At 72.8% G+C, this 23,263-nt stretch carries 15 protein-coding genes; 9 read left to right on the top strand and 6 right to left on the bottom strand.

The features are described 5' to 3' along the window. Window positions 1-35: 35 nt before the first annotated feature. Window positions 36-1,328: a hemolysin family protein gene (locus LUW87_RS15830; RefSeq protein WP_232672175.1), complete on the bottom strand. Its 1,293-nt coding sequence runs from the start codon at window positions 1,326-1,328 to the stop codon at window positions 36-38. A 228-nt stretch (window positions 1,329-1,556) separates the two neighbouring features. Between LUW87_RS15830 and LUW87_RS15825 the strand changes: the two genes are divergently transcribed. Together LUW87_RS15825 and LUW87_RS15820 are read left to right on the top strand one after the other, a co-directional pair. Beyond that, the gene (locus tag LUW87_RS15825; RefSeq protein ID WP_232672174.1) at window positions 1,557-9,479 is read left to right on the top strand and encodes a carboxypeptidase regulatory-like domain-containing protein; all 7,923 of its coding nucleotides are present in this window, start codon (window positions 1,557-1,559) and stop codon (window positions 9,477-9,479) included. Window positions 9,480-9,532: 53 nt separating this feature from the next. Beyond that, window positions 9,533-12,121 carry a helix-turn-helix transcriptional regulator gene (locus tag LUW87_RS15820; protein ID WP_232672173.1) on the top strand — a complete coding sequence of 863 codons (2,589 nt, stop codon included), beginning with the start codon at window positions 9,533-9,535 and terminating at the stop codon, window positions 12,119-12,121. A 27-nt stretch (window positions 12,122-12,148) separates the two neighbouring features. Here the strand turns inward: LUW87_RS15820 and LUW87_RS15815 are convergent, their stop codons facing one another. Then, window positions 12,149-12,667: a hypothetical protein gene (locus tag LUW87_RS15815; RefSeq protein ID WP_232672172.1), complete on the bottom strand. Its 519-nt coding sequence runs from the start codon at window positions 12,665-12,667 to the stop codon at window positions 12,149-12,151. Window positions 12,668-12,758: 91 nt separating this feature from the next. Between LUW87_RS15815 and trkA the strand changes: the two genes are divergently transcribed. After that, the gene (gene trkA, locus LUW87_RS15810) at window positions 12,759-14,102 is read left to right on the top strand and encodes a Trk system potassium transporter TrkA (protein WP_232672171.1); all 1,344 of its coding nucleotides are present in this window, start codon (window positions 12,759-12,761) and stop codon (window positions 14,100-14,102) included. Next, on the top strand, window positions 14,099-15,598 hold the full coding sequence (locus LUW87_RS15805) for a TrkH family potassium uptake protein (RefSeq protein ID WP_232672170.1): 1,500 nt from the start codon (window positions 14,099-14,101) through the stop codon (window positions 15,596-15,598). The genes trkA and LUW87_RS15805 overlap by 4 nt, the downstream gene beginning before the upstream one ends. 35 nt (window positions 15,599-15,633) lie before the next feature. Here the strand turns inward: LUW87_RS15805 and LUW87_RS15800 are convergent, their stop codons facing one another. After that, on the bottom strand, window positions 15,634-16,812 hold the full coding sequence (locus LUW87_RS15800) for a sensor histidine kinase (RefSeq protein WP_232672169.1): 1,179 nt from the start codon (window positions 16,810-16,812) through the stop codon (window positions 15,634-15,636). After that, a complete protein-coding gene (locus LUW87_RS18910) occupies window positions 16,809-17,540 on the bottom strand; it encodes a response regulator transcription factor (RefSeq protein WP_232672168.1) in 732 nt (243 codons plus the stop codon). Before LUW87_RS18910 ends, LUW87_RS15800 begins: the two co-directional genes overlap by 4 nt. A 72-nt stretch (window positions 17,541-17,612) precedes the next feature. On the opposite strand from LUW87_RS18910, the gene LUW87_RS19370 reads away from it, so the two are divergent. Further along, window positions 17,613-18,380 (top strand): DM13 domain-containing protein, encoded by a 768-nt coding sequence (locus tag LUW87_RS19370; protein ID WP_232672167.1) that lies wholly within the window; start codon window positions 17,613-17,615, stop codon window positions 18,378-18,380. A gap of 31 nt (window positions 18,381-18,411) precedes the next feature. Here the strand turns inward: LUW87_RS19370 and LUW87_RS15785 are convergent, their stop codons facing one another. Beyond that, complete coding sequence (locus LUW87_RS15785) at window positions 18,412-19,188, bottom strand: M90 family metallopeptidase (protein WP_232672166.1); 777 nt, start codon at window positions 19,186-19,188, stop codon at window positions 18,412-18,414. Between the two features lie 180 nt (window positions 19,189-19,368). Here LUW87_RS15785 and LUW87_RS15780 point away from each other — a divergent pair, with 180 nt between their 5' ends. The 3 genes from LUW87_RS15780 to LUW87_RS15770 all read left to right on the top strand — a co-directional run bounded on the left by LUW87_RS15780 (window position 19,369) and on the right by LUW87_RS15770 (window position 21,338). Beyond that, window positions 19,369-19,686 (top strand): DMT family transporter, encoded by a 318-nt coding sequence (locus tag LUW87_RS15780; RefSeq protein ID WP_232672165.1) that lies wholly within the window; start codon window positions 19,369-19,371, stop codon window positions 19,684-19,686. Window positions 19,687-19,832: 146 nt separating this feature from the next. Further along, window positions 19,833-20,546: a DUF2510 domain-containing protein gene (locus LUW87_RS15775; protein ID WP_232672164.1), complete on the top strand. Its 714-nt coding sequence runs from the start codon at window positions 19,833-19,835 to the stop codon at window positions 20,544-20,546. Between the two features lie 135 nt (window positions 20,547-20,681). Beyond that, the gene (locus LUW87_RS15770; RefSeq protein ID WP_249420524.1) at window positions 20,682-21,338 is read left to right on the top strand and encodes a maleate cis-trans isomerase family protein; all 657 of its coding nucleotides are present in this window, start codon (window positions 20,682-20,684) and stop codon (window positions 21,336-21,338) included. A gap of 18 nt (window positions 21,339-21,356) precedes the next feature. Here LUW87_RS15770 and LUW87_RS15765 read toward each other — a convergent pair whose 3' ends face one another. Next, window positions 21,357-21,857 (bottom strand): DUF3830 family protein, encoded by a 501-nt coding sequence (locus LUW87_RS15765; protein ID WP_232672162.1) that lies wholly within the window; start codon window positions 21,855-21,857, stop codon window positions 21,357-21,359. A 135-nt stretch (window positions 21,858-21,992) separates the two neighbouring features. Between LUW87_RS15765 and LUW87_RS15760 the strand changes: the two genes are divergently transcribed. Continuing rightward, the gene (locus LUW87_RS15760; protein ID WP_232672161.1) at window positions 21,993-23,249 is read left to right on the top strand and encodes an aspartate aminotransferase family protein; all 1,257 of its coding nucleotides are present in this window, start codon (window positions 21,993-21,995) and stop codon (window positions 23,247-23,249) included. The last annotated feature ends 14 nt before the right edge of the window (window positions 23,250-23,263 follow it).

Raw genomic sequence — 23,263 nt, 5'->3', positions numbered from 1 at the left:
GGCGACCGTACCGGTCGCGCCGATGAGGGGCCTTCTCAGCCCTCCGTCGGATCGCCGTCCCCGTCGGCCTCGTCGGGGCGCCGCCGGGCCCGCACCGAGGTGATGGTGCGTCCGGAGACCTCGAGCACCGTGAGGCTCCACGCTCCGGCCTCCACGGTGTCGCCCGGGCCCTCCGGCAGCCGTTGGAGGCGGTCGAGGACCAACCCGGCCACGGTCGTGTAGTCCCCGTCGGGGGCGTCGATGCCCACGTCGCCCAGATCGTGGAAGGGGAACCGCCCCGGCAGCACCATGGCCCCGTCGGCCTCGTGGATCACACTGAGGATGTCGCGGTCGGTCTCGTCGTAGATCTCGCCGACGAGCTCCTCCACGAGGTCCTCCATCGTCACGATGCCCTCACCGCCGCCGTGCTCGTTGACCACGACGGCGAGCTGGGCCCGCCGGGTCTGCATGTCGCGCAGCGTCTCCAGCACGCCGGCCGACTCGGGGAAGAACGGCACGGGCTTCGACGCCTCGGTCACGGGGGGTCCATCATCGTCGATGACGTCGCGCAGGTGGATCATCCCGATCACGTGGTCGATGTCGCCCGTGACCACCGGGGCCCGCGAGTGGCCCGACGACCGCAGCCGGTCGCGAGCCTCGGCCCGGGTCGCCGTGTGCGGGACCGACACCACGTCGGGCCGAGGGCAGAGCACCTCCTGCAGGCGCCGCTCACCGATCTCGAGCGCGCCGTCGATGATCGCTCGCTGGGTCGGTGTGTAGGACACCTGGGTGGCGATCATGTCCCTGATCTCCTCCTCGGTGACGTCCTCGCGCTCGCGGCCCGGGTCGCCGCCCAGCACCTTCACCGCGATGTCGGTGGAGCGCGACAGCAGCCACACCACGGGCCGGGTGGCCGACGCCAGCCAGGCCAACGGACGGGCCACGACGAGGCCCCAACGCTCGGCGCGCTGCATGGCGATGCGCTTGGGGGCCAGCTCACCGAACACCAAGGTGGCGTAGGAGAGCACCAGCGTGACCACCACGATGGAAGCCGGACCGGCCGCCCCGCCGAGGAACCCCAGGGGCTCCTCCAGCGGCTCGGCGAGGGTGACGGCCGCCGATGCCGAGGCCAGGAAGCCGGCGAGGGTGATGCCGATCTGGATGGTGGCCAGGAAGCGGTTGGGGTCCCGGGCCAGGGCCGCCAGCACCGCGCCGTTGCGGGAGGACTCCTCGAGGCGCCGGAGCTGGCCCTCCCTCAACGACACCAGGGCCAGCTCGGAGCCGGCGAACACGGCGTTGAGCACCACCAGCCCGGCGACGAGCACCAGCTGCGGCCATATGGATCCCACGGTTCCTCCTCGGTCCTGGTCGTCCGAGAGTACTCAGACCCGCAGGTACCACCATGTCGCCGGGAGGCTCGGACCCAGTCGGGTCGGCGCTCCCGGGCCGTCGGGAAGGCGGCGACCCTCGGGCCAGCACCAGGAGTGGGGATCTCGATCGCGATGAGTAGGTCGAGCGGCACCAATAGGTAGCCCCGACCGTGGACCTCCGGTGAGGGCGCCCTCTACGTTCGGGCCATGCAGCGCGCGTGGGTGGTGGTGCGAGTGGCCCTCGCGATCGCCGTCCTCACGGGCCTCGTGGTGCACGTCCCCGACCCGGCCGTGGGCCAGGAGGCCCCGACGCCGGTCCCGGTCGAGGTCGTCCTCACCGACGCCGGCCCCACGGCGACCGAGGTGGTGGCCACCGTCGACCAGAGCGTGGTGTGGCGCAACCAGGCCTCGGAGGCGGCGACGCTCACCAGCGAGGACGGGCTCATCGACTCGGGTCCCATCGCGCCGGGAGGGGCCTACGCGGCGGCCTTCCCGGGGGCGATCAGCATCGACTACGGGGTCGACGTCGGGGGGACGGCGGTTGCGGGCGGCACGGTCGTCGTGGGCGCCACCCTCACCGGCGCAGCCGACGACTTCGTCGTCGACGTCCTCCCCGAGCTGGGCTGGCCCACCCGCGACCCCGACGAGCTGGGCGTCCACCCCGAGCACTTCGTCGGCGCGTCGCGGACCCGCATCCTGCTCGGCTTCGTCCCGGAGACCACCGTGGCCGAGGCGAACGGCGTCCTCACCCGGGTCGGCCGCCCCCTGGTCGGCACCCTTCCCTCGGACGGCATCATGTTGGTGCTGGCCGAGGACACCGACGACTTCTCGGGTCTCGACGCCGCCCTCGACGCGCTGCGGGCCGAGCCGGCCGTCGAGTTCGCGGCCATGGACTTCGTCGAGGAGCCGGTCGTCCTGCCCCAGGGCCAGGACGCCTCGTTGCTGCCCGGCGACTACCGCTGGGACGAGCCGGTCGGCATCTTCCCGGATCCCGGCGCCGGTGCGAACTGGAGCCTCGAAGCCACCCGGGCGCCGCATGCCTGGAACCTCACCGAGGCCCTCGCCGACGACGATGTCGGCGCGCAGATCGCCGTCATCGACTCGGCCTTCCAACCCGACCATCCAGACCTGGAAGGCAGCCTCGAGGTCTTCGAGCCCTGCTTCCCCCACGCCTACGGCGAGAGCTGCGCGGTGAACGAGTCCCCGGCCGGCGCCGAGCACGGCAACCACGTGTCCGGCATCATCGCTGCCGGCTGGGCCAACGCCACCGGAGGTCCACGGGGCATGCACCCCCTCGGTTCCGTGGTGGGCATCTCGACCGGCAGGGGTCACGACTCCATGGCCCTGTTCTCGGCGTTGTTCGACGCCATCGAGGACGGGCGCTACCCCGGCGTGCGCACGGTGAACTACTCGATCGCCGTCTCCTGGTACCCGTCGAGCTGGGCGGCGAACTACCCGGCGTTCACCTGCGGTCCGGGCCCGAACGACGACGCCACCGGCACCGGACCGTGCCTGCCCTCGACGCGCGACGAGACCCTCACCGAGATCGCCCACGACGCCGGCAAGTGGCGGCAGGTGCTGAAGCGGGGGGCGTCGCTCGACGTCCTGACCATCGCCGCCGCGGGGAACTACTCCACGCAGTTCTGCGACGCCGGCGGGACGCTGGCCGCCAGCACCGAGGAGCAGCTCCGACTGCCACAGGACCCGAGCTGCCCGTGGATCCCCATGCGGGCCACCGCAGGACCGCCCGAGGCTGCCCTCACCTGGGACGGCGACGACGGACCCAACCCCGTCGTGGTGGTGGAGGCGCTCGGCCTCGCCGCCGACCCGCAGGGGTTCCCCGACCCGGGTGACCTCGTGGCCAACTTCACCCGGAGCTACTTCTCCAACTCCGGTGGCGACGTCGCCGCACCCGGCTATGCGTGGTCGGCCTGTGAGTTCGAGCGGATCTGTGTGCGCCGGGGGACCTCCATGGCCGCCCCGATGGTGGCCGGCATCGCGGGTCTCCTGGCCTCCCACGGGTCGCGGCCGGGCATCGCCGAGCGCCGCTCTGCGCTGACCACGTGGAACTTCCCGATCACCGATGCCGGCGACTGCGGCACCTGGCCGGCGTGCACCGCGGCCCCCGCCGTCGACGCCTTCTGGCCGCTGATGACGCTGGACGGAGCGGCCCGCGACCTGGTCGACGTCAACGACGCCTCCCTCGACGGCAACCGCCGGGTCGTGCGGGATGCGTCCGGTGCCGTCGTGGCCCAGGACACCGTCATCGACCCCGACGACCCGAACCGCTTCACCGCGCCGGACGGCAAGGTGGACCTGCGCGACTTCCGGCGCTTCCGTGACGCCTGGCTCCAGGGGTGCCTGGAGGCGCCGAGCGCCGGCTGCCCCGATGCGGCCGACATCGTGCTCGACGGCGCCGCCGACCACCCCAAGAAGGACCTCAACCACAACGGTTGCGTGGCCGAGCGCCTCGCCCCCGGGGTGACGGGGTGCCCCCCGGCGGAAACGACCTACTCGCGCTTCGACTTCAACGGCGACGGACAGATCAGCCTCGAGCTGTCCGCTCCGATGCCCTTCGACACTCTGGCGAACCCGGCGAGCAACCCGGTCACTGCTCCCTACCTGACCGACCTCCAGGTGCTCCAGACCCAGTTCGATCCTCGTGGCCCCGGGCAGTGGTCCGCGGCGGACCTCCCGTTCCTGATGTCGTCAGGGGATCTGGAAGTCCACGTCGACGGCCTCCTGGCCCTGGGAGCCGAGGACCTCACCATCACCGCGGTCGACCCGTTCACCGACACCGACCTGACCACCGAGCTGGTCGACCCCGACCTCGGCCACCAGCTGGTGACCGTGCCCGCCGCCACCGACATCCGGCTGCGCATCGACTACACGTTGCCGGCCGGGCCCCAGACCCTCGAGGTCGACGACGTCCCCCTCCTGCGCGCCGGCGAGGACCACCGCCTCGACGCCTGCGGCACCATCCGGGTGAGCGTGGACCCGGTGTCGGTCGAGCCGGGGGGCACCACGACGGTGACGGCCCGCCTCGATCCCTGTGCCGACATCGACCTCGAGGGCTACGCCGTGGCCCTCTCCGTCGACCCTGCGGACCCGGCCGCGTGGTTCGACGACGACGAGCCGCTGACCGACGCCACCGGCACGGCCACCGCCACGTTCCAGGTCGGCCAGGACACGGGGATCTCCACCGTCCGCGCCGCCGCCCAGGTCTCCGACGGGAACGAGGGGGTCACGACCCTCACGGGCGACGCGCAGATCGCCGTCACCCAGTCCTATCGCCGCGACGTCATCGCCGAGACCGGCCCGGACTGGTACGCGCTGGGCTCGGGCCCCTCCATCAACGACCTCGGCGACGTGGCCTTCGCCGGTGCCGTCGACCTGGGTCCCGTGCTCGACATCGGCGTGCACGTGGTCCAGGGCGACGACCCCCCGCTGCGGATCGACGGCGACTCGATCGGCCCCGACGAGACCGTCTACGACCAGGTCGAGATCACCGACGACGGCAACGTGTACGCCCTGGTGGAGACCTTCGCCGGAGACCTGCGGCGCCGCCTGACGCGCTACGCGTACCCCGCACCCGGCGTCGAGGTCCTGGCTCGCAGCCACAGCAGCCTGTTCGGCGTCGACGACGACGCCGACTTCTCGGTCATCGGCCTGCCCGCCCCCAACGACGTCGGCGGGGTGGTGGTGCCGGTCCGACCGCTCGACCAGAGCTCGGGGATCGGCGTGCTGGCCAGCCCTGGTGCCGAGGGCACCTTCACCACCGGACCGGGCATCGTCCTGCCCGGAGCGTCCGACGCGTCGAGCTCGAGCCTCGCCGACCACGCCGACGACGGCACCACCGTCGTGACCGGCTCGTACCCCACCGGCGAGGTCGACCCCCGGGGCGTGCCCATCTTCGACACCGCGGTCTTCGTGGGCCCCGGCGTGCTCGAGCAGGCCCAGCTCCTGGTGACGGCATCGCAGGGGTGGTGGCCTCTCGGCGTGTCGGCCATCAGCGACGACGCCGAGGTGGTGGCCTTCGGCGCCGACCGCGGCGACGGCGACGGCCTCTTCCTGTCGTGGCGGGGCCCCACCGGCTACACCGAGCCCGTCGCGGTGATCGGCGAGAACCTGGCCGGCGCGGATGCCGAGCTGGGCCTCGACGAGGCCGGTCAGCCGCTCTTCTTCGTCGACCTCGACATCGGCGAGCCGATCGAGGTGCTCCATCGTGAGGGCGGCGAGCCGGGCCTGGTCGACGACGTGGCCGTCGTGGTCTTCCAGGGCACGCCCAACGCCTCGAGCAGCCGCTTCTCCGACACCGAAGGGTTGTGGTCGGTGGTGGTTCGCTTCGCCGGCACCGGCGACCCGGACCGACCCCTCGAGGCCCGGGCCGAGATCCCTGTCGCCGTGGCCCAGCTCGGTGACCCCCTCGGAGCAGAGACCGTCACCGAGATCACCGTCCACGATCCCCTGGGCGGTGGCGCGGCCGAGCGCCTCGAGGATCACCAGCTCGCCTATCGGCTCCGGTCGGCGAACCTGGCCCGCATCGAGCGGGCCACCTGGTTGGGCCACGACGACCCCACCTCCGCGACCACCTCGTTCGAACCGACGGCGACACCGGCCGAGTCCGCCACCGCATCCTCGACATCGAGCCTCTCGGCGATGGTCGCGACGGTCTCGTCGTTCGTGTCCACGACCGCCTTCGAGGTGGCCTCGACCGCGCCGGTCGTGTCGGCCTTCACCGTCAGCGACACGACACCCCTGGTGGGGGAGGAGGTCGCGGTGGCCAACCGGTCCCGTGACGCCGAGGGCACCCCCCTGGCCGCTCTCCTCGACCAGGGAGACGGGAGCGAGCCGGTCGCCGTCGACGCCGACGGCTCGGCGCCCGCCATCTGGTCCGAGGGCGGCCCGGTGGTGGTCACGATGACGACCGAGGGCGGGGCGCCGGCGTCGATCTCGCTCGAGGTCGAGCAGCGGCCCAACCGCGAACCCACCGCCGATGCCGGCGGCCCCTACGTCACCCAGGCCGACGCCACCCTGGTGTTCGACGGGACCGGATCGACCGATCCGGACCCGGACGATGCCCTCGAGTTCGAGTGGGACCTCGACGGTGACGGCGCCTACGACGATGCCACCGGGGCGATCGTCGAGCTCGAGTGGTCGGAGGTGCAGGCGCTGGTCTGCGGCGGCACCTGCGTCGCGGCGGTGCTGTACCCCATCGGCCTGCGCGTCACCGATGCCGGCGGCCTCGCCTCGGTGTCGGCCACCACCGTGGTGGTGGGTGACGGTGACGACTTCGCCCTGACGGTGACCCCCGCATCGCAACCCGTCAACCCCGGTGGCCGCACCAGCTTCCTCGTCGAGGTCCTCGCCATCGGAGCGTTCGACGACCAGGTGGCGCTGAGCGCCGGCCCGTTGCCCGACGGCTGGAGCGCCAGCGTCTCCCCGGCGTCCGTGGCGCCGGGGGAGGTGGCCGAGCTCACCGTCTCCGCGCCGGACGACGCCGCCGAGGAGCCCGTCGCCGTCGTCGTCCGCGGCGAGTCCGGTGGTCGGGTGCGCGAGGCGGGCGGTGAGGCCTCGGTGACCTTCGCGCTGACCCCGGAGTGCTTCGGAGCGGCCGACGTCACCGTGCTCGACGCCGACACCGGACTCCCGCTGGCCGGGGCCCAGGTCCTCATCCTCGGCTCGCTGGGGACGATCATCGACGAGGGCACGACCGACGCCGACGGGCGCTTCCTGGGCGAGGAGATCCCGACGACGCCCACCAACAACTTCTCGGTGAGGGCCTCGGCCCCGGGCTACCACGACCAGTTCCTCGCCGCCTTCCCCGCCGTCTGTGGAACGGCCACCCCGGTCCACCTCGAGCTCCTTCCGCGCCTCTACGGGTCGGTGTCGGGACGGGTGGTCGAGGGGACCGTCGACGCCGACGGTGAGGTCGTCCCCACCGACATCGGAGTGGCGGGCGCGCAGATCCGCGACGGGAACCTCATCGCCGTCAGCGACGCCGACGGCTACTACGACGACGACGCAGTGGAGATCGAGCGAGACGCCGACGGGACCAACAGCGCCCTGCGGGCCACCAAGGACGGCTACTGGCGCTCCGCCGCGGAGGTGATGTCGCTCACCGTGGACGAGCCCGTGGACGAGGTCGACCTGGTCATGGTGCCGCAGTGCGACGTGGTCGTCGGGTTCACCGGGCGGGTGGTCGACCAGAACGGTGACCCGGTGGCTGGCGCCGAGATCGTCTGGGGTGATGTCCCGTTGCCGACGACCGCCAGCGACGGCACGTTCGCCACGCAGCAGAAGCCGAGGCTGCTGGCCTACAACAACCAACCCATCTGGATCACGGTGTTCGCGGCGCCGCCGGAGGACTGGCCGGCGAGCAGTCAGAACTCCGAATCGCTTCGCTTCGTGGCCGAGGGCTGCGACGAGGTCGTGGTGCCGGAGGTCGAGCTGACGGTCGTCCGGGGTGACGAGCCGGGCGTGGCGGCTGTCGGCGGTGTGATCACCGACGAGGTGACCGGAGAGCCCGTCGCCGACGCCCGGGTGGAGGTCGTCAACCTGCCCGGTGGTCTGCAGTGGCAGCGCACCGACGAGGATGGCCGCTACCGGTTCGACGAGCTCCCGGTCGGCCTCGGTGACGAGGTGGCCGAGAACGTGCTGGTGCGGGCGGCGCGAGCGGGTACCCACCACCAGTCGGTGTCCGAGCCCTTCGTGCTCTCCCCGGGAGATGACGCGACCGTCGATCTGGCGCTCGAGCCCATCCGGTTCGGGTCGCTGCAGGGACGGCTGATCGAGGAGGGGACCGGCGCCCCGTTGGTGGACGAGACCGTGTGGCTCACGTGTCGAGATGGGTGCACCTCCCAGGGCCTGCCGAACGTCCAGACCGACGAAGACGGCTTCTACCGCGTCGACGGCATCCCGTTGCGCCAAGGGCGGGACGAGGCGTTGGTGGAGGTCGCCTACGTGCCGGTGTTCGGTGCCCCGGAGACCCATCGGTGGTTCTCGGCCGAGACCACCGCGCTCGTCTACCCGGACCAGACGACGACCGCGGACCTGACCGTGGTGCCCGTCTGCGGAGGGGCCACGGTGCGCGGCGTGGTGGTCAGCGCGGTGGACCTCGAACCGATCGAGGGGGCGACCGTCACGGCCGACTTCGCGTACTCGGGCTCGGTGACGGCGATCACGGGGGCCAACGGGGTGTTCGAGTTCACCGATCTGGTGCCCGGCTACCTGAACCAGCCGGGCCTGCTCAGCATCACCGCCTCGGCCGACGGCTTCGTCTCCCAGACCAAGTTCGTCACCATCTACTGCGGCGCCACCATCACCGTGGACTTCGGCCAGCCGGCCGGGGGGTTCGGTGCGGTGGTCGGCACGGTGACCGAGACCGGGAGTGGCGCCGCGTTGTCGGGGGCGTTCATCGGTTCGTCCTTCGGGGGGTCGGCCACCACCGACGACAGCGGCAGCTACCGCCTCGAGGAGGCCCCTTTGGCCCCCGACGGCGGTCCTCGCGTCTGGGAGGTCACCGCCGTCCATCCCGATGGTCGCCAGGTGTCCGCCGACGTCACGGTGCAGCCCGACGCCGATGTGCGGCAGGACTTCGCCTTCGCCCCCGCGACGACGACCACCACGACCACCACGACCACCACGACGACGACCACGACCACGACGACCACGACCACGACGACCACCACGACCACGACGACCACCACGACCCTGCCGACCACGACGACGACGACCCTGCCGACCACGACGACCACGACGACCACCGCCCCGGGTTCGACGACGACGACCGAGCCGGGCTCGACGACCACCACCACGGTGTCCGAGTCGACGACCACCACCCAGCTCGACCGACCGGGCCCGTCGACCACCGTTCCCGATCCGACCGAGGTGGAAGGCGGCTCGGCCTCCCGGGACTCGACCAGCACCGAGGGGCCGGGCGCCGTCGGGCCCTCAGCGGACTCCGAGACCGACGTGGCGTCGGCTCGAAGCGGGCCGGGCACGGGGTTCCTGCCCTTCACCGGAGGGCCCGTCTCCTCGCTGTTGGCCATCGCCGTGGCGCTGCTGAGCGCCGGGTGGCTGGGTCTGCTCGCCGCCCGGCGCCGGGCCTCCGCCGCCGGCGACCACTAGTCGGCTCACCGTTCTCGGCCCCACTGCCGGTCGGACCTCCCTACCATCGGCGCATGGGGTGGTCGTTGGTGGGGCGGGCGGACCATCTCGTCTCCTCCATCGATCGGCTCGCGTCGGGGACGGGCACGGCGTTCGTGGGGCCGCCCGGGACCGGCAAGAGCCGACTCCTGCGCGAGGTGCTCGATCGCAGCGAGCAGTCCGGCTGGGGGGTCGTGAGGGCGACGGCCACCCCGTCGATGGCCGGGATCCCCTTCGCCGCCTTCGTGGAGCTCCTCGACCTCCCGACCGCCGGGCCCCCCACCGAGGTGGTGGGCGCGGCACTCGAGGCGCTCGGCGACCGTAGGGGGCCCAACGGGCTGATCCTCGGCGTCGATGACGTGCACCTGCTCGATCCCGGTTCGCTGTCCCTGGTCACCGGGGCCGCCCACCGCGGCCTCGCCTCGCTGGTGCTCACCGGGCGCGCTGGTGAACCGTTGGCCGCTGAGGTGGTCGACCTGTGGACCGGGGGCCTGGTCGAACGGATCGAGGTCCTCCCCCTCGAGCGCAGCGATGCCGACGCCCTCGTCGTGGCCCGTCTGGGTCGGGTGGCTCCCGAGCTGTTGGCCGAGCTCTGGCGGATCGGTGAGGGGAACCCCCTGGTGGTCCACGAGCTGGTCGAAGGCGCCGTCGGGGGCGCCCTTCGTCAGGATGCCGACGGGACCTGGCAGCAGCACGGCCCGCTGGCCGAGTCCTCCCGTCTGACCGATCTGGTCCGGGCTCGCCTCGACGTGCTGTCCATCGACGAGCGCCACGCCGTCGAGATGGTGGCGCTGGCCGCCCCCCTGCCGCTCCCCATCCTGAAGGCGGTGGTCGACACCGAGGTGGCGGACCTCGAGCAACGCCGCTTGGTCGACGTGGTGTCCTCGAGCGGCGGGCCGGTGGTGGTGCCGGCCCACCCGCTGCACGGCGAGGTCCTGCGGGCGACGCTGAGCGGGGCGCGCCGCTGTGAGCTGCTCACCGAGTTGGTCGAGGCCGTCGGTGACGACGACGATCGCATCGATCCGGTGCGCGCCGCAGTGTGGCGCCACGAGGCCGGGATGGTGGTCCGTCCACGGTTGGCCATCGAAGGCGCCACCCTCGCCCTGGCCCGCCACGATCCGCTCCTCGCCGAACGGCTGGCGCGCCCTGTCCACGCGACGGCCCCCGACCTGGGAGCGCTGCCCCTGGCCAAGGCGTTGACCCACCAGGGCCGCTTCGACGAGGCCGAGGCGCTGCTGCGCGACGTCGAACCGACCGACCCCGAGGCGCGGGCCGAGGTCGCGTCCATCCGGGCCCACAACCTGGCCCTCGGCCTCGATCGGGCCGAGGATGCGCTCGCCGTGCTCCGCGACGCCATCGACGACGTGGGCGACGCCCGGTTGGGTGCTCGGCTCGATGTGGACCGCAGCGTGGTGGCCGCCGTGCGGGGCGACCTCGTCGAGGCCCGCTCGGCGGGTCGGTCCTTGGTGACCAACCCCGCCGCTTCACCTGGGGCCCGCGCCGCCGGCTACGTGAGCCTCACGTTGGCCCTGACGATGACCGCCGACTGCGAGGGGCTCGGGGCCGTCATCGCCGAGGCCCGTGAGGCGGCGGCCACCGCCGCGAGCGACATGCCGTTCGCCCTCGACCAGGTGGAGCTGATGCACGTGTTCGGGTGCTGGATCGCCGGGCGCGTGGAGGAATCGGTGGCGGCGGCGTCCGACAACGTCGTCCGCTCGGAGGGCACCGGGACGCACTCGACCTGGCTGGGCACCTTCGCCGCCACCTGCGACCTCGCCGGTCACCTGGCCGATGCCCTCCGCTCGGCGGAAGAGGCCCTCGGGCTCATGGGTCGGTTCGACCCGTTCGGCCTCGAGCGCCAGGTCCGCGGGATCGTGGCGTTGGAGCGGGGCCAGCGAGGTGACACTCGGGCTGGTGAGACGGTCGAGGCTCTCGTGCTCGACGCACGGGACCCACGGCTGGCGGTGTGGGTCGACCGCGGTCGGGCCTGGAGTCGAGCCGCCGGCGGCTCGGCTCCGGACGGCGCGCTGATCGCCGCTCGTGGTGGCCAGGAGGCGGTCGCCGGCCAGCACGTGGCCTGGGGGGCGATGGCCTTGCACGACGCGGTCCGGCTGGGACGCCCCGATCTGGTCCACGCCGACCTGGCCTCGCTGCGGGGCTCGCCGGGAGCGGCGCTCGTCGAGGTCGTCGCCGACCACGCCGATGCCCTGTCGGCGCAGGACGGGCGCGGCCTCCTCGCCGTGGCGGTGCGCTTCGGTGCCATGGGCGCCAACCTGTTGGCCGCCGAAGCGGCCGCCCAGGCGTCGCTGGCCCTGAGCGGCGTCGAGGCGGCCCGAGCGGCGTGCCTGTCGGAGCTCTGGGAGGCGCAGTGCCAGGATCCGGTGACGCCGGCGCTGGCCGCGCGCCGGCCGTGTGCCAGCTCTCGCGAGATCGAGGTCGCCTGCGAGGCGGTCGCCGGCAAGACCAGTGCCGCCGTCGCCGAGGAGAAGTTCATCTCGGTCCGGACGGTCGAGAACCACCTCCGGTCCGTCTACCGCAAGCTCGGCGTGGACGGGCGCGAGGGACTCAAGGAGGTGCTGTCGCCGGCCCTCGCCCCGGACCGCGGTGAGGGGTCGCAGCCCTAGGGCCTCGGCGCCGTCGGCGAGCGGCGCTCAGTGGCGGCCGTGGAGCTGTTCCTTCAGGAACGACTCGCGAGCGGCCCAGTAGGCCACGGTGGCCGCGGCGACGGAGATGCCGATGGTGACGATGAACCCGGCCAACCGGTACGGGATGGGGCCGCTGAGCGACAGGAACACCACGGCCCGCACCACGCCGAAGACGGCGATGATGCTGGCCAGCGCCGAGTTGAGGTTCAACAGCAGCGGGCGGCTGAGGCCCCCCGGCGGGTCGACGGTGAGCACCAGGAGGGCCACCGCGAGCCCCAGCAGCGCCACGTCGCCGATCTCGACGACGTCGGTGAGCGACAGCAACCGGCCTCGGAGGCCCTCGCCCTCGGGGTCGGTGAGGACGTTGATGAACCCCGCGATCACGTTGAACGCCGAGGCGACCAACAGGCCGGTGGCGGCCAGGGTGGCGGGATCGCGGAAGAGCCCACCCAACATCCCGTTGTCGTCGGAGGGTCCGGCAGGCGTGGAGCCGGGCCCCTCTGGCTGATCCTGTGGCTCGGTCATGGACCCCACCTTTTCACGCCGGGCACACCACGCGCTCGGATCGGGAGTCGCCCGCCCCTCCGACGATGGGCCAGACTCGGCTCTTGTGCACGTGATCATCGTTGGTGCCGGTGAGGTCGGGTGGTACCTGGCCGAGCGCCTCGGCGCCGAGGGCCACGACGTCGTCGTGGTCGAGCAGGACGAAGCCACGGCCGAGGCGTTGGGCCAGGACCTCGACGTGCAGGTGCTGGTCGGCAGCGGCACCCACCCCACGGTGCTCGCCGAGGCGGGGGTGGACCGGGCCTCGCTGGTCGCCGGGGTCACCCAGGACGACGAGGTCAACCTGATCACCTCGTTGCTGGCCAAGGAGCACGGCGTGCCTCGCACGGTGGTCCGGGTGCAGACCGACGAGCTGCGGGGCCCCGAGGGCCGGGCCCTGCTCGAGCGGGTGGGCGCCGACGTGGTCATCGACCCCGACGCCGACACCGCCGAGGAGATCCTCGAGCTGCTCCACCTCTCGGGGGCCGACGAGGTGTACCCGATGGTCGGTGGCGAGCTGGTCGTGCTGGGTGCGGTGCTCAAGGCCGACTCGGTGCTGGTCGGCCAGCGCCTGCGGTCCGTGCGGGCGGCGAGCGACGCCGACTGGCAGTTCCTCTTCGGGGCCATCACCCGCGGCGGGCACACGATCATCCCCCACGGCGACGAGGTGCTCGAGGCCGGCGACCACGTGCGGGTGCTGACCACCCGGGCCGCCCGGCGCCGGACGCTGGGCCTGCTGGGGGCGATGGGGCGCCGGGTGCGACGTCTGATGGTGCTGGGCGGAGGGGCGGTGGGGGCGAGGGTGGCCAACACGATGTCGGCCGAGGGGGCCGAGGTCGTGCTCGTCGAGCGTGACGGCGCCCTGGCCGAGGACCTGGCGGCGGCGGCACCGAAGATGAGGGTGATCCAGGGCGACATCACCGACATCGAGCTGTTGGTGGAGGAGTCGGTGGCCACCATGGACGCCGTGGTCGCCACCACCGGCGAGGACACCGCCAACGTCTTGGCCTGCGCCTTCGCCGGGGCCGAGGGGTCGGGGTTCACCATCGCGGTGCTGCATCGCCTGGCCCTGCTGCCGCTCGTCACCCGCTTCGGCATCGACGCCACGCTGAGCCCCCGCACGGCGTCGGCCAACACCGTGCTGCGGGAGATGCGCGGCGGCACCGGTTCGGTCACGACCTTCCTCGAGAGCGACGTGGAGGTCAACGAGTTCGTGGTCGAGCCGGGGAGCACGGCCGACGGCGGGGTGGTGGCCGACCTGCGCACGCCTCGCGGCGTGCTCCTCGGCGCCGTGGTGCGACCGGACGGCCGCGTCGAGATCGTCCACGGCCCCACCGAGCTGGCAGCCGGCGACACCGTGGCCGTGTTCGCCCGCGCCGGCGACGTGGGCAAGGCCCGCCAGCTCTTCGTGCGATGACCGAGGTGTTCGTCGAGCGCTGGCTCACACCGTCGCGCCGTCGACGCTCCCTCCCGCTCTACGTGGCCGCCCTCTCCGGCGCGGTGGCGGGGGTGGGCATGCTCATCGGGGCCGTCGTCGAGATCGCCGACAGCGGGCCGGACGCGGTGGCGCTGCTCGCCTGCGGCGTTCCCACCCTCGTCGTGGGTCTCGTCGTGTGGCGCGCCACCGAGCCTCCGCACGAGGTCCGCATCCTCGACGTGTTCGTCACCGTCACCCTGGCGTGGGTGGCCCTCGCCGTGGTGGGCGCGCTGCCGTACCTGGCCACCGGACGGCTCACCGCCCCCGACCAGGCCCTGTTCGAGTCCATCTCCGGTTTCACCACCACGGGGGCGACGGTGCTGCGGCCGGTGGCCGACACCTCCCAGGGCCTGTTGATGTACCGGGCCATCACCCAGTGGATCGGCGGCATGGGGGTCATCGTGTTGGTGATCGCGGTGCTGCCCACCGTGGGGGCCGGGGCCATGAGCCTCATGCAGGCCGAGGCGCCGGGGCCGGCGGGGGAGCGGCTCACCCCCCGCGTGCGCCACACCGCCCGCAACCTCTGGTTGGTCTACGTGGGCTTCACCCTGGTGGTGGTCGCGGCCTACGTGTTGGCCGGCACCAGCCTCTACGACGGCTTCGCCCACTCGTTCACGACCGTGTCCACCGGGGGCTTCTCGCCCCACAACGCGTCGTTGGCCCACTTCGACTCGGCGCTCGTCGAGTGGATCGCCATCGTCGCCATGTTCCTCGCCGGGGGCAGCTTCGCTCTCTACTACCGCGCCCTGCGAGGCCGGCCCGGTCCGTTGCTGCGATCGGCGGAGTTCCGCACCTACGCCGCGGTGGTCCTCGTCGCCACCCTGGTCGTGCTCGTCGTCGCCGACACCGACACCTCGGTCGAACGCCACCTCCGCGACTCGTTCTTCACCATCACCTCGGTCACCTCCACCACCGGGTACGCCACCGCCGACTTCGGTCTCTGGAGCCAGGCCGCCCAGATGGTCATCCTGTTGCTGTTGCCCATCGGAGCCATGGCCGGGTCCACGGCCGGTGGCGTCAAGCTCGTCCGGGTGCTGGCCGCGGCCAGCTACGCCCATCGGGCCGCCCTGCGCCAGCTGCACCCCCGACTGGTGCGCCCGGTGCGCATCGGCGGGAGCAGCGTCGACGAACGGGTGGCCGGCCACATCGTCGGCTTCGTGCTCATGGCCCTGGTCGTGTTCGGTGGCGGCGCGCTGCTCATCGCCCTCACCGGCCCTGACATCGTCACGTCGGTCTCGGCGGCGGCGTCGAGCTTCGGCAACGTGGGCCCGGGTCTCGGCGACGTGGGCCCGGCCAGCGACTACCTCACCCTGCCGTGGACGGCCCGCCTGGTGACCATGGTCCAGATGCTGCTGGGCCGCCTGGAGATCTACCCGGTGATCCTGGCGCTGTCGGTGGTCACCTTGCGCCGCCGGCTCCGCTCACCCACGGACTGAGGATCGACGGGTGGCCGCCGAGCCGCGGGCGGCCCTCATCCGGGGGTGGCGCTCGTGGGTTCGGCGGGAAGGCTGAAGGCCACCCGGCCGCCGGGGGGCGGTTCGACCCAGACCTCACCGCCGTGGGCCTCCACCAGGCCGCGGGCGATGGCCAGGCCCAGCCCGGCGCCGCCGGTGTCGCGGGTGCGGCTGGCATCGGCTCGGGTGAAGCGGTCGAAGGCCCGGGTGGCGAACTCGGGGTCGAAGCCGGGTCCTTCGTCGACGACGCGGATCCAGGGCCCGCTCGGGTCGACCCCCACCGACACGTGCACGGTGGAGCCCGCCGGGGTGTGGCGGATGGCGTTGTCGACCAGGTTGCGCACCACGCGCCCGAGGGCGGCGGCGTCGCCCTGGGTGCCGACCCGCCCGGCCGTGTCGAGGGTGAGGCCCACCCCCGCGGCCCCGGCGGTGGGGGCGAGGGCGTCGAGGGCGGTGTCGGCCACCTCGGCCAGGTCGATGGAGGTGACGGCGAGGTCGAGGCGGCCGCTCTCGACCCGCACCAGCAGGAACAGGTCGTCGACGAGGGCGCCGAGGGCCTCGACGTCTCGCTGCATCGACCGGTACCAGCGGGGGGCGTCGTCGACGACGCCGTCGGCCAGCGCCTCCACCGCGGCGCGCAGCGCGGCGAGCGGGGTGCGCAGGTCGTGGCTGATGCTGGCCAGCACCTCGGTGCGCTCGGCCTCGAGGGCCGTGCGCTCTCGTTCGAGGTCGTCGAGGCGGGCGTTGAGCTGATCGAGGGCCCGGCCGACGTGGCCCAGCTCGTCGGCCCGGTCGATGCGGGCCCGGGCCGTGCGGTCCCCGTGTTCGATGCGTCCGACCGTGGCCTCGAGGTGGCGGACGTCGCGACCGAGCGGGGCGGTGGCCACGATGACCAGCCCGGCGGCGAACACCGAGGTGAGGGCCAGCACCGAGATCACGGTGGCCAGGTCGCCGCCGTCGAGCACCATGAGCCAGGCCAGGGCCAGGGCGGCGGCGGTGCCCAGGGCCAACCCGGTGAGGGTGATGGTGAGGACCTGGGCCCGCAGCGACCGGGTGCGCCGGTTCATGGCCCGCACCAGCCAGCCGGCACCCAGCACGGCGGCGAGCAGGACGATCGAGGCGAGCGCGGCCCGCCCGGGGTGGGCGGCGATCTCCTCGGACCAGGTGGCGGCGGCGGTCACGAAGGGAGCGCTCATGGTTCGAACCGGTAGCCGACGCCCCACACGGTGGCGATCCAACGGGGTTCGTTCGGGTCGGCCTCGAGCTTCTGGCGCAGGCGCCCCACGTGGACGGTGACGGTGGCCGGGTCCTGGTAGTCGGCCGAGGAGTCCCAGACCTGGGTGAGCAGTTGATGGCGGGAGAAGACCTGGCGGGGCGAGGCTGCCAGGTGGTCGAGCAGGTCGAACTCCTTGGGGGTGAGGGCGACCGGTCGCCCGGCCACGGTCACCTCCCGGGCGCGGCGATCGATGTGCAGCTCGCCGAAGCACAGCACCCGCTCGGGGTCGGAGCCGGGTGCAGCCCCACCGTTGCCGTCGCTGTTGCCCGACGACGTGCGCCGCAGGACGTTGCGGACCCGCACGGCCAGCTCACGGGGGGAGAAGGGCTTCACCACGTAGTCGTCGGCGCCGAGCTCGAGGCCGACGATGCGGTCGACCTCCTCGACCCGGGCGGTGAGCAGGATCACCGGCACGTCGCTGTGGCGACGCAGGTCCTTCAAGATGGTGAGGCCGTCGACGCCGGGCAACATCACGTCGAGCACCACCAGGTCGGGGTCGTTGTCGGCGAGCCACTGGGTCGCGTCGGAGCCGTCGCCGGACTCGTGGACGGCGTAGCCATCGCGCCGCAGGTACTGGGCGACGACCTCGCGCACGGTGGGCTCGTCGTCGACGACGAGCACCGTGCCGGCGGTCTCGGGGCTGTCCACGACCGAAGCGTACGACTCGCCGGTGGGCTGTCGAGGGGCGACGCCGCGAGTTTCGTGAACGTTGAGAGGTTGGTGAGCACGTGGCGACACCTCTGGTGGATGCTCTCGGTCATGAGCGAGAACCCGTCCTCCCCCACTGATGCCGGCGCCCCCGAGCCCGGTGCCTCGTACCCGGCCGACGAGCGGCCCCGCCGACGGCGTCGGGGTCTCTGGATCGGCGGTGCGGTCGGCGGTGCCGTGCTGGTGGCCGTCGTCGCCTACGTGCTGATCGTGTTCCAGCCCCAGAAGCTGTTCATCGACGACAAGGTCGACGAGGCGCTGCCCGGCCTGGTCGTGGCCGGTGCCGCCGGGGAACCGATGGCCGACGAACCGATGGCCGACGAGCCGATGGCGGATGAGCCGATGGCGGATGAGCCGATGGCGGATGAGCCGATGGCGGATGAGCCGGCGATGCCGGCCGACCCGCTCGAGGCGGGGCTGGCCGAGGCCGAGCGCACCGGCGCCCCGGTGGCGGTGTCGTTCGGTGAGTTCACCAGCCTCGACCACCCCGCCTCGGGCCAGGCCTACCTGGTGGTGCAGCCCGACGGCTCGCGGCTGCTGCGCATCGAGGACCTCGACACCGACAACGGTCCCGATCTGCGGGTCGTGCTGTCCACCGCCGAGGTCGGCTCGGGGTCCTACGACGACCTCGTCGAGCTCGGCCACCTCAAGGGCAACATCGGCAACCAGAACTACGAGATCCCCGCCGACCTCGACCTGTCCAGCATGCGGTCGGTCGTGATCTGGTGCGAGCGCTTCGGCTCCCCCTTCGGTGAGGCCCCGACGATCGTGGGCACCTGAGACCCGTTGCCGCTCGGACCGTTCCGGCCCCTCAGGGGCGGGCGGGCGAGAGGCGGGTGAGGGGGTCCTGGCGGTAGAAGCCGCGCAGTACGTCGTAGAGGTCGGGGTGCTCCTCGGCCAGCGCCGCCGGCGCGTCGAAGAACACCTCGGTGGCCACCGCGAAGAACTCCCCGGGGTTCACACCGGCGTAGGAGCGCAAGGCCCGTCCGCCGCGGCCCTCCTCGACCTGGTGATAGACGTCGGTGCACACCCGCACCCACTCGTCGTGCTGCTCCTGGGTGGCCAAGGGCGGGGTGCCGTCCACCGTGCCGTCGAGCATGTCGAGCTTGTGGGCGAACTCGTGGAACACCACGTTGTGGCCCCGTCCCGGGTGCCGGGCCTCGGCGAGGGCGGTGTCCCACGCGATCACCACCGGGCCCTGGTAGACGGCTTGGCCGAGGATGGCCATGGGGGCGTCGGACATCAGCCCACCGACCTGGGAGTGGGGGCCTTCGCGGACCATGGTCGTGGGGTGCACGAGGATCGAGTGGACGTCCCGGTAGGGGTCGTCGGGCAGCCCCAGGACCAAGAGGGCGGCTTGGCTGGCGATCACCACCATGATCTCGTCGGTGAGGGCGAAGCCGTTGGCCGCCTCCCAGTCCTTCTCGGCGATGATCGACAGGGCCAGCGCCTCGAGGCGGGCCCGCTCGTCGTCGTCGAGGTGGTTCCAGTGGCCGACCTTGCGGCCGAGCAGCTCGCGCCACTCGGGCAGGAAGCCGGCTTCGTAGCGTTCGCGGCGCATCCGGTGCCGGCGGGTCTCGAAGATCATCGGGGCTGGTCCAGGGTGGCCACGGCGCGGGACGCTACCGGAGCGGGCCCGGGTGGGTGCCGCAGGGGTTGTCGTCGACGACGGGTCGAGGTTGACTGGAGGACGGACCGCCGAGGTGGCGGTCCCCGACGAGGGGCGTCCCGTACCGGCCGGCACGACGGGCACGCAGGAGGCTTCGTCGTGGCGTGGATCGTGTTGGTGATCGCCGGTCTGTTCGAGGTGGGGTGGGCCTCGGTGTTGCCTGCGACCGGTGGGTTCCGGCGCCCGGTACCCACGGCGGTGGTGCTGTTGTGCATGGTGGTGAGCCTGGCCGGCCTGGAGTACGCATCTCGCACCATCCCCATCGGGACCGCCTACGCGGTCTGGACGGGAGCGGCCGTCGCCGGGACGGTGGTCGCCGGGATGGTCGTGCACCAGGACCCGGCCACCATCCCGAGGATGCTGGCCCTGATGGCGTTGCTGGGCGCGCTGACGGCGGTGAAGCTCACGTCGCCATGACCAAGGGCCCGGTCGGCGCCCGTCGCAGGGCCGTGGCCGCCTCGGGCGGACGGGGTGAGGATGGTCTCGGGCGAGCGCTCGCTCGGACGCGACGAGGCCCGTCGGACCTCTCCCGGAACGAGGGTCGCCCCGTGAGGTGAGCCGTCATGACCAAGCGAGGTATCCGTCGACTGCTCGTGGTCGCGGCCGCCGCCATGTTTGGGAGCTTCTTCGTCGTGGCCGTCTACATGGCGATCACCGTCGACCCGGGATGGCTCTTGGGTGTGCTGCTCGCGCTGATGCTTGCCGCGCCCTTCGCCCTGGGGGCACTGCTCATCCGGCCCGAGCCGGCGGCGGACCTCTGGGCGGGCGCTCGGTACAGCCCCGACGAGCCCATCGCCATCGACCTCTACCTGACCGGGGCCACGACCCTGACGGTGTGGCCGACGGCGCAGCTGGTGGTGTGGCAGGGATCCGCCACGTTGACCAGGACCGACGGCACCGTCGTGTTCCGCGCCCCGGCCGAGTCGGTCAGCGCCCGCAAGTCGCTCCGCGGCGTGCTGCTCGTCCACCCCGGCGGCAAGTTGACCGTGTCGCCGATCTCGGCGGCCGAGTGCTTCCTGCCCGATGCGCCAGAACGTCGGGGCGAGCTGGTGGCCCGGATCGACGCCGCTCGTCGCGGGTACGTGCTGCCGGTCTCCGCACAGGCCACCACGGTCGTGCCGACCATCGTGGGGACGCCCGCCGCAGTGGGCGCCGCCACGGGTCCCGAGCGGACCGTCGAGCCCGACGCAGTGTCGGAGGGGTGGTACCCGGACCCGTCGGGGGGTGGCGGTCTGCGCTGGTGGAACGGCACCGGCTGGACCGACCAGACGGCGTAGGGCCGGACCGGGCGCGGCCCGCGAGAGCTCCGGTGGCGGCGCACCGGTAGGGTCGCCGAGGTGAGCGACGCGACGCGACCGGTGCGCCTGGGGTTCCTCTATCCGGGGTACGCCGCCGAGGACGACTACCCGCTGATGGCCTCTCGGCTCGAGCCGTCACCCGTCGTGCAGGTGGTCCACACCTCGGTGGGGGAGGACGCCCACCGCGTGGACGCCCTGCTCGATCTGGGAGGCCCGGACCGGCTGGCCCAGGGCGCCGCCGAGCTCGACCGGCCCGACGCGGTGCTGTGGGCGTGCACGTCGGGCAGCTTCGTGTTCGGCCTCGACGGGGCCCGTCGCCAGGTCGAACCGCTCTCCGAGCAGCTGGGCGTGCCCGCCTCCTCGACGTCGTTCGCGTTCGTGAACGCCATCCGCACCCTGGGGGTGGAGCGGGTGGCGGTGGCCGCCACCTATCCCCCGGACGTCACCGAGGCGTTCGCGTCGTTCCTGGCCGAGGCGGGCATCACGGTGGTGGCCACCGGGGCGGAGGACATCATCACCGCCACCGAGGTGGGCACGTTCGGGCCCGAGCGGGTGCTGGGGTTCGTGACCTCCGGCGACCATCCCGACGCCGAGGCCGTGCTCGTCCCCGACACCGCCCTGCACTCCGCCGGCGTGGTGGTCGACCTCGAGCAGCGTCTGGCCAAGCCGGTGCTGACCGCCAACCTGGTCACCATGTGGGAGGCACTGCGCCTCGCCGGTGCGCTGGGGCGGATCCGGGCCGAGGGGCTCGGGCGGCTCTTCGCCACCTGACCCGGTCCCGGTGGTCGGTCAGGAGCGGCGGCGGAACTGGAGGGACTCGCCGACGGCGCCCCGGCGCCACACGTCGTTGCCGGCGGCGGCCAGCTCGTCGAGACCTTCGACCACGGTGCCGAAGACATTGCCTGGCACCCAGCCCACGTCGCCGTTCACCAGCAGGTTGTTTCGACCGTAGAAGAGGGCCAGGTCGATGACCGAGTCGGCCCCGGCGACGCCCTCGTCGTCGGCGTAGCCGTAGCTGCCCGCCGGCAGCATCCCGGCCCCGAACTCGAAGTACACGAGGTCGCCCGGGATGGGCGTGATGGTCGGGTTCTCGAGGCCGATGGCGGCCGGCGCGAAGGGGGGCACGAACGTGTAGAGCTCGTTGCGGGCGTACTTGGCGTGGAAGATGTCGCCGCCCAGGGGGAGGGCGTCCCACACCGCGGCGCAGGTCCGGGGGGCGTCGTCGTCGAGCAGGTGGGCGATCGCCACCACTCCACGGGTGGGCAGGACCACCTCGATCTCGCGGGGCATGGGGACTCCTGGGGGTGGGGCGGGTGGTCGGGTGATCGATCGGTCCCGGTCCTCGCGGGGTGGGTCGTGGGGCTCTCGACAGCGACCGAACCAATCGGTAGATTGTCGACAATCCTACCAGAAGGGTCCGCACCGATGGCCACACGCTCCCCGCTGCTGCTCCAGGCCACCACCGTCGAGGCGGTGCGTGGCGAGGGGTGCTGGCTCGTCGACGCCGACGGTCACCGCCACCTCGACTTCACCGCCGGCATCGGGGTCACCAGCACCGGGCACTGCCATCCCCGGGTGGTGGAGGCCATCCGCCACCAGGCGGGGGAGCTCATCCACGGGCAGGTCACCACGGTGATGCACCCTCGCCTCGACGAGCTCAGCGATGCCCTCTGCGCGGCGCTGCCCGGCTTCGGCTCGGTGTTCGTGGCCAACTCCGGGTCCGAGGCGGTCGAAGCGGCCCTGCGCCTTGCCCGCCACGCCACCGGGCGCCCCAACCTGGTGGCCTTCCAGGGGGGCTTCCACGGTCGCACCATGGGTGCGGCATCGCTCACCACCTCCAAGCTGGCCGTGCGCGCCGGGCTGCAGCCGCTCATGGGCGGGGTGGTGCTGGCGCCGTTCCCCTACGCCCACCGCTACGGATGGTCCGAGGACGAGGCGGTGGCCTTCTGCCTGCGTGAGCTCGACCACCTCTTCGCCACCACCACGGCCCCCTCCGAGACCGCGGCGATCATCATCGAGCCCGTGCTGGGCGAGGGTGGCTACGTGCCGGCCCCGGACGCCTTCCTCCGAGGGCTGCGCGAGCGCTGCGACCGCCACGGCATCTTGCTGGTCGCCGACGAGGTGCAGACCGGCGTGGGCCGCACCGGGCGCATGTGGGGCATGGACCACTCGGGCGTGCACCCCGACGTGGTGGTGGTGGCCAAGGGCCTGGCCAGCGGCATGCCGTTGTCGGCCATCGTGGCCTCCCCCGAGCTCATGGCCGCCGGCGCACCCGGCTCCCAGGGTGGCACCTACGGCGGCAACCCGGTGGCCTGCGCGGCCGCGGTCGCCACCCTCGACGTGGTGGCCGACGAGGACCTGGTCGCCAACTCCGCCACCCAGGGCGAGCGACTCGTCGCCGGGGTGCGGGCCCTCGCTGCCGCCCACCCCGAGATCGCCGACGTGCGCGGTCGTGGCCTCATGATCGGCGTCGAGCTGGCCGACGGTCCCGGGCACAGCGCCGGCGAGCTGGTGCAGGCGGTGCGGGTGGCGGCCACCGAGGCCGGGCTGTTGACCCTGGCGTGCGGGGCCAGCGGCCAGGTGCTGCGCCTCATCCCGCCGCTGGTGGTCAGCGCCGAGGAGGTCGACGACGGGCTGGCCCGCCTGGCCGAGGCCTTCGACAAGGCCCTCGCCGGGACCTGAGCCCCGGCCCCGGC

This window comes from Rhabdothermincola salaria, assembly GCF_021246445.1.
Taxonomy (GTDB): Bacteria; Actinomycetota; Acidimicrobiia; order Acidimicrobiales; family Acidimicrobilacustridaceae; genus Rhabdothermincola_A; species Rhabdothermincola_A salaria.
This window is presented reverse-complemented; position numbering and strand designations above follow the sequence as displayed.

Bases quoted from the DNA above. Each gene is read 5' to 3' on its own strand.
- LUW87_RS15825 (WP_232672174.1), top strand. From the start codon at position 1,557: ATGCAGCGCGCGTGGGTGGTGGTGCGAGTGGCCCTCGCGATCGCCGTC.
- LUW87_RS15820 (WP_232672173.1), top strand. From the start codon at position 9,533: ATGGGGTGGTCGTTGGTGGGGCGGGCGGACCATCTCGTCTCCTCCATC.
- LUW87_RS15815 (WP_232672172.1), bottom strand. From the start codon at position 12,667: ATGACCGAGCCACAGGATCAGCCAGAGGGGCCCGGCTCCACGCCTGCC.
- LUW87_RS15805 (WP_232672170.1), top strand. From the start codon at position 14,099: ATGACCGAGGTGTTCGTCGAGCGCTGGCTCACACCGTCGCGCCGTCGA.
- LUW87_RS15800 (WP_232672169.1), bottom strand. From the start codon at position 16,812: ATGAGCGCTCCCTTCGTGACCGCCGCCGCCACCTGGTCCGAGGAGATC.
- LUW87_RS15785 (WP_232672166.1), bottom strand. From the start codon at position 19,188: ATGATCTTCGAGACCCGCCGGCACCGGATGCGCCGCGAACGCTACGAA.
- LUW87_RS15775 (WP_232672164.1), top strand. From the start codon at position 19,833: ATGACCAAGCGAGGTATCCGTCGACTGCTCGTGGTCGCGGCCGCCGCC.
- LUW87_RS15770 (WP_249420524.1), top strand. From the start codon at position 20,682: ATGGCCTCTCGGCTCGAGCCGTCACCCGTCGTGCAGGTGGTCCACACC.
- LUW87_RS15765 (WP_232672162.1), bottom strand. From the start codon at position 21,857: ATGCCCCGCGAGATCGAGGTGGTCCTGCCCACCCGTGGAGTGGTGGCG.
- LUW87_RS15760 (WP_232672161.1), top strand. From the start codon at position 21,993: ATGGCCACACGCTCCCCGCTGCTGCTCCAGGCCACCACCGTCGAGGCG.